This window comes from Pseudomonas fjordensis (assembly GCF_976987115.1).
Genome location: NZ_OZ336860.1, coordinates 1,319,703 through 1,331,716, shown reverse-complemented (window position 1 = coordinate 1,331,716; position 12,014 = coordinate 1,319,703). Strand labels below are relative to the sequence as shown.

The 12,014-nt window shown below is 61.9% G+C and carries 10 protein-coding genes; 2 read left to right on the top strand and 8 right to left on the bottom strand.

From position 1 onward, the window contains the following. Positions 1–109: 109 nt before the first annotated feature. The 8 genes from ACWHXD_RS05980 to ACWHXD_RS05945 all read right to left on the bottom strand — a co-directional run bounded on the left by ACWHXD_RS05980 (position 110) and on the right by ACWHXD_RS05945 (position 7,978). Positions 110–1,285 carry an ABC transporter substrate-binding protein gene (locus ACWHXD_RS05980; RefSeq protein ID WP_032893382.1) on the bottom strand — a complete coding sequence of 392 codons (1,176 nt, stop codon included), beginning with the start codon at positions 1,283–1,285 and terminating at the stop codon, positions 110–112. Continuing rightward, positions 1,282–2,256, bottom strand: coding sequence for a CobW family GTP-binding protein (locus ACWHXD_RS05975; protein ID WP_032893385.1), 975 nt, complete (start codon positions 2,254–2,256; stop codon positions 1,282–1,284). Before ACWHXD_RS05975 ends, ACWHXD_RS05980 begins: the two co-directional genes overlap by 4 nt. 110 nt (positions 2,257–2,366) lie before the next feature. Beyond that, on the bottom strand, positions 2,367–2,669 hold the full coding sequence (locus tag ACWHXD_RS05970; protein ID WP_056789941.1) for a hypothetical protein: 303 nt from the start codon (positions 2,667–2,669) through the stop codon (positions 2,367–2,369). A gap of 13 nt (positions 2,670–2,682) precedes the next feature. Continuing rightward, positions 2,683–3,432 carry an SDR family NAD(P)-dependent oxidoreductase gene (locus ACWHXD_RS05965; RefSeq protein WP_032893388.1) on the bottom strand — a complete coding sequence of 250 codons (750 nt, stop codon included), beginning with the start codon at positions 3,430–3,432 and terminating at the stop codon, positions 2,683–2,685. A 69-nt stretch (positions 3,433–3,501) separates the two neighbouring features. After that, positions 3,502–4,263: an SDR family NAD(P)-dependent oxidoreductase gene (locus ACWHXD_RS05960; RefSeq protein ID WP_032893390.1), complete on the bottom strand. Its 762-nt coding sequence runs from the start codon at positions 4,261–4,263 to the stop codon at positions 3,502–3,504. A 10-nt stretch (positions 4,264–4,273) separates the two neighbouring features. Beyond that, positions 4,274–5,614 (bottom strand): MFS transporter, encoded by a 1,341-nt coding sequence (locus ACWHXD_RS05955; RefSeq protein ID WP_138761370.1) that lies wholly within the window; start codon positions 5,612–5,614, stop codon positions 4,274–4,276. Positions 5,615–5,756: 142 nt separating this feature from the next. Beyond that, on the bottom strand, positions 5,757–6,635 hold the full coding sequence (locus tag ACWHXD_RS05950; RefSeq protein ID WP_032893393.1) for a polysaccharide deacetylase family protein: 879 nt from the start codon (positions 6,633–6,635) through the stop codon (positions 5,757–5,759). Positions 6,636–6,646: 11 nt separating this feature from the next. Further along, positions 6,647–7,978 carry an amidase gene (locus tag ACWHXD_RS05945; RefSeq protein ID WP_032893395.1) on the bottom strand — a complete coding sequence of 444 codons (1,332 nt, stop codon included), beginning with the start codon at positions 7,976–7,978 and terminating at the stop codon, positions 6,647–6,649. Positions 7,979–8,325: 347 nt separating this feature from the next. Between ACWHXD_RS05945 and ACWHXD_RS05940 the strand changes: the two genes are divergently transcribed. Together ACWHXD_RS05940 and lon are read left to right on the top strand one after the other, a co-directional pair. Further along, entirely contained in the window at positions 8,326–9,315 is a 990-nt protein-coding gene (locus tag ACWHXD_RS05940; protein ID WP_032893397.1) for a GntR family transcriptional regulator, read from the top strand. A gap of 145 nt (positions 9,316–9,460) precedes the next feature. Then, a complete protein-coding gene (gene lon / locus ACWHXD_RS05935; protein WP_044272071.1) occupies positions 9,461–11,881 on the top strand; it encodes an endopeptidase La in 2,421 nt (806 codons plus the stop codon). The last annotated feature ends 133 nt before the right edge of the window (positions 11,882–12,014 follow it).

Genomic DNA, 12,014 nt, shown 5'->3' with positions numbered 1-12,014 from the left:
TTTTATGGGGGATTTTATTAAAGCAGGTTAGCTGGGACTGGGGATAAGTAAACCCAATAAATAGAGGGGGTTTAGCGTCACATTATTGACTCGATTTTCACCAAGCCGACTAGTTACCTCGTGCCCGCATGAAATCCCCCCAACGCCTCACCAGATAGTTGTGTTCATCCATCACCGAGTTCCACACCGCAATATGCCCCATGCGTTGCTCATAAGAGCCTCCATCGCGCACCTCTCCAATATCAATCAACGGCAAGCCATCGCTGCCCAGCAACTCTTCGCGCGCGGGTTTGCCCGCGTACCAGTAATCCCATTCGGCACTGCTCAAGTGGTCTCGCGTACGCGCCGGGTTGCCGATGTAGTAACCCTGGCGGGCCATCACCGCGCCAGGCCAGCCGGACAGCCACCAATTCAAATATGCGTAGGCCGCATCCAGCACCGGCCCCTTGGCATGCCGTGACAGGGACAGGCCGCCGAACCAGGCGCGGTAGCCCTCGCGAGGCACGGCCAAGCGGTATTTCACCCCCGCGCGGTGCAGACGCATCAAGGTCGGCGACCAAAGGCTCTGGATATCGATGCTCGGGCTGAGCATCAATTGCGCGGCCTCTTCATCATCCGACCAGAACGCGGCGAAGTGCCCTTGTTTCTGCTTGCGCACCAGAATGTCGGCCAGCACGTCGATCTCTTCGATGCTCATGTTGCCGATGTCCTTGAACGTGGCGAGGCCGGCGCCCTGCACTGCCAACGCTGCATCCAGGGCGCCGATGGCGGCGTCGCTTTGCAGCGCAGTGCGGGCGCCCCAGGCCGGGTCGAGCAACCAGCCCCAGCTTTCATTGCCATGACAGAAACCATCGGGCAAACGTTCAGGGCGGTAGGCGAAGCTGTCGGCGTTGTGGGTCAACGGCAACATACTGATGCGCTCAGTGACGGTGCTGCCCAGGCTGCCATCGTGCTGCACGAACAGCCGCTCACTGGGCACACTGCCGCCGCCCAGGCGGTCATCGGCCGAGAGGCGGCCGCGCTTGGGCAGGTCATTGATCTCGTGCCACAGGGCGATACGCCGCGTGTCGATGGGCTGAATCGCCCGCGCCGGCCACACAAAGTCCACGTTATGGAACCATTGGTCATACAGGTCGTAGCTATCGGGCTGCATCACTGCAATGCGCTGGGCCTGCTCGACGTCATGCACTTGGTACACCAGGCGAATGCCCAACTCCTGCTCGGCGCGTCTACGCAACGTTTCGAGCAGGGTCACGGAAGTGCCGAGGACGCGTAAGGTGATCATGCCGCGAACCGCCGGGAGAACACCTCAAAGGAGCGGCGCAACAATGCCGGGTCAAGGCCGCGCAAAATAAACACCAACCGCGATTGCCGGTCGCTTCCCGGCCACGCGGGCAAATGGGTCGGGGTATGCAGGCAGTGCTGCACGCCATGAATGACGATGGGAGCGTTACTGGCGTTCACGTTGAGCAGCCCTTTGACACGAAGGATTCGTTCGCCGTGGCATCTTAGCAGCATCGACAGCCACACCCCGAAACCGACCCAGTCCAGCGGCTGATCGAAGGTCAAACAGCACACCTGCGCGGCGCCGTGGCAGGCCGTGGTGGTTTGATGCAGTTGCCAGCGGCTGACTTCCAGGGCCGGCTCGGCGCTGCGCAAGCCTTCCCCCAGCAGCAGTTGCTCACCGCTGTGGACAGCCTGGGTATCGAGGATCGGAGTACCGGCGTTGAGGGCCCGCAGGTGCGTGCGCAGGGGCTCGCAGTCGTCGACCAGGTCGGTCTTGCTCAGCAGCAAACGATCCGCTGCCGCCACTTGCGCCAACCACTCCGGGTGCAGGCGCTCTTGCAGAGCGGCATGGCTGGCATCGACCAGCGTGATGACCAGGCCGATATGAAAGCGCCCGCGCAACTGCATGTCGTTGTTCAAAGTTGCAAGGATCGGCGCCGGGTCGGCCAGGCCGGTGGTTTCCAGGATCACCCGTTTGAACGCCGGAATCTCCCCGCGCTCGCGACGCTGCAGCAGGCCAAGCAGCGCATCTTTCAACTCACCGCGAATCGAGCAGCACACGCAGCCGCTGGGCAGCAGCACGGTGTCGGGCGCGACCTCTTCCACCAGCAGATGATCGATCCCGACGTCGCCGAATTCATTGATCAGCAAAGCGGTGTCACCGAGGCTCTCGCCTTGCAGCAGGCGGGTAAGCAAAGTGGTTTTGCCACTGCCGAGGAAGCCGGTGATTACATTCAGGGCGATGCTCATTTTCTACCTCCACTCACTGTAGGAGCGAGCTTGCTCGCGAAAAACCTGAGAGCGCCGCGTTCATCCAGGCAGCGCGTTATCGTTAACGTTTTTCGCGAGCACGCTCGCGCCTACAATGGGTTGTGTTCCAAATGGTCGAGCAGGGTGGGATCGAGGGGATCCAAGGGCCGCCCCAGCATGCTTTCAGCTGCTTGCCAGAGTGGGTCTAAACCGCTCGCCAGTGCCTGTTTACCGGTGGCACCGATTAGCAGGTAAGAGGCACCTTGAAAGTCTTCGACCTTGAGCCGGAACACCGCCAGCACCTGGTTGATCGCCGCAATGCGGCGCAGGCGCTCACGCCGTCGCGGCAAGGCGTCGCCCAAAGGGTCGCTCCAATGCAGGTCTTCACCCAACAGCCCGCAGAGTCCACACATGGCTACACCCCGCTCATGGCATGACGTCGCCGGAATTCGGCCCCAGGGTCTGGCCCACGAACAGGTTGCCGCCGGGCTCGCTGGCCAGCAGTACCGCCACCGGCGCGACTTCATCCGCCAGGCCGAAGCGGCCCAGCGGCAGCTCGGCGGCCTTGGCGCGTTTCCAGGTGTCGCTGATGCCGCCCACCAACGGCGTTTCGATGGGCCCGGGGGCGATGGCGTTGACCAGCACATTGTCCTTGGCCACTTCCAATGCCAGGGATTTGGTAAAGCCGATCACCCCGGCCTTGGCTGCAGCATAATGGGTCAGCTCGGCGCCGCCCTTGATACCCAGTTGCGAGGCAACGTTAATGATCCGCCCCCAGCGCTGCGCAAGCATATGCGGCAAGGCGCGCTGGCTGGCGATAAAGACGCTGGTGAGATCGACGCGCAGCATGTCGTTCCACATCTCAATGCTCAGGTCGACACAACGCGCCTGGGTGAGCATGCCGGCGTTGTTGACCAGGATGTCGATGCCGCCAAAGTGTTCGACGCAGCGGTCGACACTGGCCTGGGCGCCTTCGACGCTGCCGACGTCGGCCAGGCATTCGACCACCTCGGCCCCCAGGTTGCGGCAGGTGATCGCGGTTTCAGCCAGACTCGCGGCATTACGGTCGGCCAGCAGCAGGCGTGCGCCTTCAGTGGCGTAGGCGCGGGCGATGGCGGCACCGATGCCGCTGCCGGCGCCGGTGATGACGGCGCGGCGGTGAGTGAGTTGACTCATAAAAACTCCTGAAAAAACACGGTTCCCTGTGGGAGGGGCTTGCCCCCTCCCACATTTAGGTTGAGCACGTCAGTCCGGCCAGCGCACGGTCAGGCCACCGTCGATCACAATGCTTTGGCCCGTCAGGTAGCTCGACGCATCACTGGTCAAGAACTGCACCAGCGACGCCACCTCATCCGCCCGCCCGACTCGCCCCAGCGGGATCGCCCGCGCCGCTTTCGCCAGGCCCTCAGGCCCCAACGAGTTCTGCGCATCCAACGACTGCGGCGTCTCGATCAAGCCGGGAATCACCGCATTGCAGCGAATCCCCAAGGGCGCCAACTCCACCGCCAATGAACGACACAGCCCCGGCACGCCGGCCTTGGCCGCCGCGTAATGGCTGTGTTCCTGCCAGCCATACACCCCACCGGCAATCGACGATATCGCCACCAGCGCACCGCCTTCGTTCATGTGCCGAGTCGCGGCGCGGAAGGTGCGCATTACCCCGGTCAAGTCGACATTGAGCATCTCGTCCCACAGCGCGTCGGTCATCTCCAGCAACGGCGCGCGGCGCAACAACCCAGCGTTGGCCACCGCGTAATCCAGGCGTCCGAAATGCTGCACGGCCTGCTCGGCCAGGGCGTCAACCGAGGCGCTATTGCCCACGTCCAAGGGCAGCATCACGCACTCGCCACCCGCCGCTTGCACCTGCGACACGGTGTCCTGCGGGTCATGGGGGTCAGCCGGGTAATACCCGCCCACCACCGCCACGCCATTGCGCGCATATGCCACGGCGAGGGCTTGGCCGATGCCGCTGGCGGCACCGGTAATCAAGGCAACTTTGCGTTTCATCGAACACTCCTTACTGGACAGTTTCCGGGCGTACGTGGCGCGCGGAGAACATCAGGGCTCCGGACAGGAAGCACGGCAACGCACCGAACCACAGCGCGGCGGTCTGCCAGTCACTGCCGGCGGCCAATACTTGGGTGGCACCAAAGCCTGCGATCACTGCACCAATCGGGCCCATGGCATGGATGATCGCGCCGCCGGTGGCGCGGATGCTGGTGGGAAAACTTTCGCTGATAAAAAACAGCGCCGCCGAGTACGGTCCGATCAAAAAGAACAGGCCCAGGCTATACAGCCCGACCACCATCGGCATATTGCTGGGCCCAAACAGCATGCCGGCGAACGCCAGGCCGCCGAGCATCCAGCCAAGGCCGATCACATTGCGGCGGCCGATCTTGTCGCCCATCCAGCCGTGGCTGAGGTAGCCGCAGTAACCCACCAGGTTCGACAGCACCAGGATGATCAGCGAATTCTCAAACGAGATGTGGTGCACGCTGACAATGACCGACGTTCCCAACACGCTGAACACCTGGATGGCCGCCCAGTTGAGCAGCAGCGCGGCACCGATCACCAGGGTGGCACGGCGCGCCGGGCCACGGAACGCGGCTTTGAGGCCGGCTTTGCTGTGCTCGTCGTAGTCCACGCCGTAAGTTTCAGCGACGTTCTGTGCTTCTTTTACCGCACCGCTTTTGCGCAGTTGACTGATGCGCTGGTGGATCTGGAACTGCGGGCTCTCCTTGAGCTTGCGCGCCATGATCGCGATCACAATGGCCGGGACGGCGGCGAAGATAAAGCAGCCCTGCCAGCCGACAATCGGCAGCAACAGCGCGGTCAAACCTGCGGCGATCAATGCACCGACCGGCCAGCCGCCCTGCACCAGGCTGTAGATAAACCCGCGCCGCTTGGTCAGCCGCGAATCCTCTGAGGCGCCATACAGTTCGCTCAAGTAGGTGGCGTTGACGGTTTCCTCGGCATAACCCAGGCCGCCCAACGAACGGATCAGAATCAGCGGCGACTTGCCCCACGCGCCGCCAATGGCGGTGAGTGCCGAGCACAACGCGGAGCCGGCCACGGTGAAGATAATGCCGGTGCGCCGCCCCAATTTATCGACCACGGGGCCAATGGCAAAGGCCACCACCGCCGTGCCCACTGCCACCCAGGTCGCAATCTCAGCTTGCTCGACTTCACCCCAACCGAAGTGCCGGCCAATTTCCGGCAGCAAGGTGCCGAACAGAATGAAGTCATACACCGCAAACACCCAGGCAAAAAACGCGATCCAGGTGGCAAAGCGCACTTCCTTGGATGTCAGTTGCCGGGGTTTCCAGCCAGTCAGGTCAAGCTTGTTGTAGATAGACATGAATCGCGCCTCAAGGGATAGGGGTTGCCCTTCTGTAAGAGCGTGCTTGCTCGCGAAGAACGCACAGGCACTGCGTAAAACCAGGTGGCCTGCGTTATCGTTGACGACCTTCGCGAGCAAGCTCGCGCCTACCGGGTGGACGTCAGGTACGCGGTTGGCGGCGAATAAAATCGTCGGCGATTTCGTTGAAGGTGACGAAGCGCACGCCGGCATGGCTCTGGATGTGTTCGATCAAGCGCTCCAGCATCAACAGCACTTGCGGGCGGCCAGACACGTCGGGGTGGATGGTCATGGTGAACACGGCATGTTCGTGTTCGCGGTAGACCCAGTCGAACTGGTCACGCCACATTTCTTCCAGATGGCGCGGGTTGACGAAGCCGTGGCTGTTGGGGGCTTTCTTGATGAACATCATTGGCGGCAGGTCGTCCAGGTACCAGTTCGCCGGGATCTCCACCAGGTCGGTTTCTTCGCCGCGCACCAAAGGCTTCATCCAGGTGTCGGGGTGCTGGCTGTAGTCGATCTTGGTCCAGCTATCCCCCTTGCGCACGTAGTAGGGGTGGAAGTCGTTGTGCATCAAGCTGTGGTCGTACTTGATGCCTTTTTTCAGCAGCAGCTCGTTGGTGACCTTGCTGAATTCCCACCATGGCGCAACGTAGCCGGTGGGACGTTTGCCGGTGACCTGGGTGATCAGGTCGATGGATTTGTCGAGCACGATCTCTTCTTGCTCGGCGGTCATGGCGATGGGGTTTTCGTGGCTGTAGCCATGCACACCGATTTCGTGGCCAGCGTCGGCCACAGCCTTCATCTGCTCGGGAAAGGTTTCCATCGAGTGGCCCGGGATAAACCAGGTGGTGCGCAAGCCGTAGCGTTCAAACAATTTGAGCAGGCGCGGCGCGCCGACTTCACCGGCGAACAGGCCACGGGAGATGTCGTCGGGCGAATCTTCGCCGCCATAGGAACCGAGCCAACCGGCGACGGCGTCCACGTCAACGCCAAATGCACAGAGAATATCTTTAGCCATGGTGTGTCTCCTTAACGAGTCAGTACGGATTCAACGGCCAACGCCGCGCCTAACAGGCGTGCGTCTTCGCCAGTCGGGGCGCTGAGCAGCAACCCGGTGGGCAAGCCCAGGGCGTCGCGGCCGCTGGGCAAGCTGACGCCTGGCATGTCGAGCAAACTGCCCGGCATGGTCAGGCGCAGGGTGGCGAGGTTGGTGGTGACGAACAGCTCGTCGTCGGCCTCCAACGCTGCCAAAGGCGGGGCGACGTGGGCGACGGTCGGTGTTATCAACAGGGCACCGTCGAGGTCATCGAGCAATTGCTGTTGCAGCCGCCGACGCGCGTCGATCACGTGCAGGCGTTGACTGGCCGGCAGCGCGCGTGCGGCTTCGAGGCGGCGGCGCACACGGGGGTCGAGTTGCTCGGCGTCGGTGCTTTTCAGCAAGGCTTCGTGCAGGGCAAACGCTTCGAATGAACCGAGCCAGCCGTGCTCTTTGATCAGCGCCAGGGTGGCCTGGAACGTGGCGGATGGGCGCACCTCGATCAACGCACCAGACGCCCTCAGCTGGTCGGCGGCGTGCAGCAGGTTATCGCGCACGGCCGGCTCGATACCTTCCAGCGCGCCTTGCTCCAAGACCAGGCGCAGGCCCTTGAGGCTAGTGGCGACATGGCGCTGGCTTCGGCCATGGAGCACGTCGTCGAGGGCCAAGGCATCACGCACACTGCGCGTCAGCGGCCCGAGGCTGTCGAGGCTGTGCGCCAGAGGAAAAACGCCCTCGCGACTGTAGCGCTGGCAACTGCTGCGATACCCCACCACGCCATTGAGTGCCGCAGGGATACGGATCGAGCCCGCGGTGTCGGTGCCCATGGCAATCGGCACAATGCCCGCCGCCACGGCGACCGCCGACCCCGAGGACGAACCGCCGGGAATGCGTGGCTGATCGCTGCTGCTCGGGTTATGGGGTGTTCCGAAATGCGGGTTCAGGCCCAGACCGGAGTAGGCCAGTTCGCTGAGGTTGGTCTTGCCCAGGCTGACCATACCGGCGCGACACAACCGTTCAACACAGGGCGCATCTTGCACGGCAGCCGGCGCATGGCGACGGTAGGCAGCACCGGCCGTGGTGACACTGCCGGCCATGTCGAACAAATCTTTCCAAGCCAGAGGCACGCCGTCGAACTGGCTCAAAGGCTGCCCGGCGCGCCAGCGTGCGGCGGATGCTTGAGCCTCACGCCGAGCACGCTCAGCCGTCAGAGAGATGAAAACGCTGGGGGCCATGCTTGCATGAAGAAGGGCTTGCTCAAGCACCTGCACCGGATCACTGCGACCACTGGCGAAGGCTTCGGCCATGGAAGTGGCATCTGACATCAAGATGACCCTCTAAAACGTACAAATTAATAAAATGTACATTTTATAAAGGCAGCTTTCGTGCCAGTCTCATCAAGGCGTGGTCCCCACGCTTCAGGTTTTATCTGCTGAGGTACGGGCTAGATACCTTTTGATAAGGTGAAAAAAATTGACGAAGGGATGGACATGCGTCCCGAATGAAATAATGTATCTTTTATTATAAAATACATTTTGGTGCAGAAAAGTAACATCCTGTCCTGCACAGCCCCAAAAATGTGCCGCCGACGTGGCGCAGAGTGACAGCCCATCTATGAGAGAATCCCCGGCCAGCGTCCTGCAAGCCCAGAGCTTTTTACTTAGAGAAACAGATGAAAACAGTGTCCGCCTCGGCCTCCCGTTACGCGATGATTCACCAGATTTTGCGCGACGCGATCGTCAACGGCACCGCCCGTCACGGGTTGGTATTGCTTGAAGCGCCGCTGGCTGAACTGTTCGGCACCAGCCGTGTGCCGGTGCGCAAGGCGCTGGACCTGTTGCATGCCGAAGGGCTGATTTGCCGCTTCAATGGCCGCGGTTACCTGATCAATCCTGACGGCCTAAACATGGAGCCTCTGCGCCTGCCCTTGAGTCATGGGCACCTGGGCCTCAACCACGATGATGAGCTGGTGGACACCCGGCCATTGGGCGAGCGAATTGTCGAGGAGATCGGCGCGGCGCTGTCCACCTGCATCGCGTTCGGCCATTACCGCCTGGACGAGCAAGCCGCGGCTGACCACTACGGCGTCAGCCGCGCCGTAGTGCGCGAAGCGCTGATGCGCCTGCGCGACCGCGGCCTGGTAGAAAAGGAGCCGTACTCCCAATGGCTGGCCGGGCCCTTGACCGCCCGCGAAGTCACCGAAGACTACGAGCTGCGTGCCTGCCTGGAGCCCGAAGCCCTGCGCCAGAGCGCGCCTGACCTTGACCGCGACCTGCTCCAGGCAATGTTGCAGCGCGTACTCGACGCCCAGGCCAGCCCCCATTGCAGACTGGAAGCCATCGAACAAATTGAAGAAGACTTGCACCAGCGCTGCCTGGCCGGCCTGCAAAACCGCAAGATCGCCGCACTGATCCGCCAGGGCCAGAGCCCGATGATCATCAGTCGAATCTTCTACCGTTTACTGGGGATCGGCGCCGATCCTGCCATGTTGGCCGAACATCGGCTGATACTTGAGCTGTTGCTGCATGGGGCATTTGATGCTGCGGCGCTGAACCTGCGCGAGCATTTGCAGCGGGCCAGCCAGCGCATGTTGCAGCGCCTGAAAGTGCTCTCGGTACTCCCCGAACAACCGCTGCCTGCCTACCTGCACAAAATCAGCTGAGAAGGTGAGTGAGGCTTGCTCCCTCCCCCACCTTGGCCGCACCTCTCCCGTTATTTCATGCAAATTGTTGCTAACGACGCCCCGCCATTGAAACCACCGCAACCCCGCCCCATCTAACCTGCATACTTACTGATGCAGGTGCCCCATGAGCGACCAGCAAGAATTTCCAGATTACGACCTCAACGATTACGCCGACCCCGAAAACGCTGAAGCCCCCTCGTCCAATACTGGCCTGGCGCTGCCTGGGCAAAACCTGCCGGACAAGGTCTACATCATCCCGATCCACAATCGGCCGTTTTTCCCGGCCCAAGTGTTGCCGGTGATCGTCAATGAAGAACCCTGGGCCGAAACCCTGGAGTTGGTGAGCAAATCCGACCACCATTCCCTTGCGCTGTTTTTCATGGACACGCCGCCCGAAGACCCACGGCACTTCGACACCTCCGCCCTGCCGCTGTACGGCACCCTGGTGAAGGTGCACCACGCCAGCCGCGAGAACGGCAAGCTGCAGTTCGTGGCCCAGGGTCTGACCCGCGTGCGCATCAAGACCTGGCTCAAGCACCACCGCCCACCGTACCTGGTGGAAGTCGAATACCCGCACCAGCCCAGCGAGCCGACCGATGAGGTCAAGGCCTACGGGATGGCGCTGATCAATGCGATCAAGGAACTGCTGCCCCTCAACCCGCTGTACAGCGAAGAGTTGAAGAACTACCTCAACCGCTTCAGCCCCAACGACCCGTCGCCGCTCACCGACTTCGCCGCCGCCCTTACCTCGGCCACCGGTAATGAGCTGCAGGAAGTGCTGGACTGCGTGCCCATGCTCAAGCGCATGGAAAAAGTGCTGCCGATGCTGCGCAAAGAGGTGGAAGTCGCGCGCTTGCAAAAAGAACTCTCCGCCGAAGTGAACCGCAAGATCGGCGAGCACCAGCGTGAGTTCTTCCTCAAGGAACAACTCAAGGTCATCCAGCAGGAGCTGGGCCTGACCAAGGACGACCGCAGCGCCGACGTCGAACAGTTCGAACAACGCCTGCAAGGCAAGGTGTTGCCGGCCCAGGCACAGAAGCGCATCGATGAAGAGCTGAACAAACTGTCGATCCTGGAAACCGGTTCGCCGGAGTATGCCGTCACTCGCAACTATCTGGACTGGGCCACCTCGGTGCCGTGGGGCGTGTACGGCGCAGACAAACTCGACCTCAAGCACGCGCGCAAGGTGCTGGACAAGCACCATGCGGGCCTGGATGACATCAAGAGCCGCATCCTCGAGTTCCTCGCCGTGGGCGCCTACAAGGGCGAAGTCGCCGGTTCCATCGTGCTGCTGGTGGGCCCGCCGGGCGTGGGCAAGACCAGTGTGGGCAAGTCCATCGCCGAATCCCTGGGGCGGCCGTTCTATCGCTTCAGCGTCGGCGGCATGCGCGACGAGGCCGAGATCAAGGGCCACCGCCGCACCTACATCGGTGCCCTGCCCGGCAAGCTGGTGCAGGCGTTGAAAGACGTGGAAGTGATGAACCCGGTGATCATGCTCGACGAGATCGACAAGATGGGCCAGAGCTTCCAGGGCGATCCGGCGTCGGCGTTGCTGGAAACCCTGGACCCGGAGCAGAACGTCGAATTCCTCGACCATTACCTGGACCTGCGCCTGGACCTGTCCAAAGTGCTGTTCGTGTGCACCGCCAACACTCTGGACTCGATCCCGGGCCCGTTGCTGGACCGCATGGAAGTGATTCGTCTGTCGGGCTATATCACCGAAGAAAAAGTCGCCATTGCCAAGCGTCACCTGTGGCCCAAGCAGCTGGAAAAAGCCGGCGTGGCTAAAAACAGCCTGACCATCAGCGACGGCGCCTTGCGCGCGTTGATCGACGGTTATGCGCGAGAGGCCGGCGTGCGTCAGTTGGAGAAGCAACTGGGCAAGCTGGTGCGCAAGGCGGTGGTCAAGCTGCTGGATGAACCGGACTCGGTGATCAAGATCGGCAACAAAGACTTGGAAAGCTCCCTGGGCACGCCCGTGTTCCGTAACGAGCAAGTGCTGTCCGGCACCGGCGTGATTACCGGCCTGGCCTGGACCAGCATGGGCGGCGCCACCTTGCCGATTGAAGCGACGCGCATCCACACGCTCAACCGTGGCTTCAAGCTCACCGGGCAGTTGGGTGAGGTAATGAAAGAGTCCGCCGAAATCGCCTACAGCTACATCAGCTCCAACCTGAAGTCGTTTGGCGGCGATGCGAAGTTCTTCGATGAAGCCTTCGTGCACTTGCACGTACCGGAAGGCGCCACCCCCAAAGACGGCCCGAGTGCCGGCGTGACCATGGCCAGTGCGTTGCTGTCTCTGGCCCGCAACCAACCGCCGAAAAAAGGCGTGGCGATGACTGGCGAACTGACCTTGACCGGGCATGTACTGCCGATTGGCGGCGTGCGCGAGAAGGTGATCGCGGCGCGGCGCCAGAAGATTCACGAATTGATCTTGCCGGAGCCCAACCGTGGCAGCTTTGAAGAGTTGCCGGACTATTTGAAGGAAGGGATGACGGTGCACTTTGCCAAGCGGTTTGCGGATGTGGCGAAGGTGCTCTTCTGACGGGTATGTAGTGCCTGAGCTGGCCCTTTCGCGAGCAAGCCCGCTCCCACATTTGGAATGCGATCAAATGTGGGAGCGGGCTTGCTCGCGAAGAGGCCAGCCAGATCAACGCAAAACCCCGCCTTGTCACACC

Bases quoted from the DNA above. Each gene is read 5' to 3' on its own strand.
- ACWHXD_RS05955 (WP_138761370.1), bottom strand. From the start codon at position 5,614: ATGTCTATCTACAACAAGCTTGACCTGACTGGCTGGAAACCCCGGCAA.
- lon (WP_044272071.1), top strand. From the start codon at position 9,461: ATGAGCGACCAGCAAGAATTTCCAGATTACGACCTCAACGATTACGCC.
- ACWHXD_RS05965 (WP_032893388.1), bottom strand. From the start codon at position 3,432: ATGAGTCAACTCACTCACCGCCGCGCCGTCATCACCGGCGCCGGCAGC.
- ACWHXD_RS05980 (WP_032893382.1), bottom strand. From the start codon at position 1,285: ATGATCACCTTACGCGTCCTCGGCACTTCCGTGACCCTGCTCGAAACG.
- ACWHXD_RS05975 (WP_032893385.1), bottom strand. From the start codon at position 2,256: ATGAGCATCGCCCTGAATGTAATCACCGGCTTCCTCGGCAGTGGCAAA.
- ACWHXD_RS05940 (WP_032893397.1), top strand. From the start codon at position 8,326: ATGAAAACAGTGTCCGCCTCGGCCTCCCGTTACGCGATGATTCACCAG.
- ACWHXD_RS05950 (WP_032893393.1), bottom strand. From the start codon at position 6,635: ATGGCTAAAGATATTCTCTGTGCATTTGGCGTTGACGTGGACGCCGTC.
- ACWHXD_RS05945 (WP_032893395.1), bottom strand. From the start codon at position 7,978: ATGTCAGATGCCACTTCCATGGCCGAAGCCTTCGCCAGTGGTCGCAGT.
- ACWHXD_RS05970 (WP_056789941.1), bottom strand. From the start codon at position 2,669: ATGTGTGGACTCTGCGGGCTGTTGGGTGAAGACCTGCATTGGAGCGAC.
- ACWHXD_RS05960 (WP_032893390.1), bottom strand. From the start codon at position 4,263: ATGAAACGCAAAGTTGCCTTGATTACCGGTGCCGCCAGCGGCATCGGC.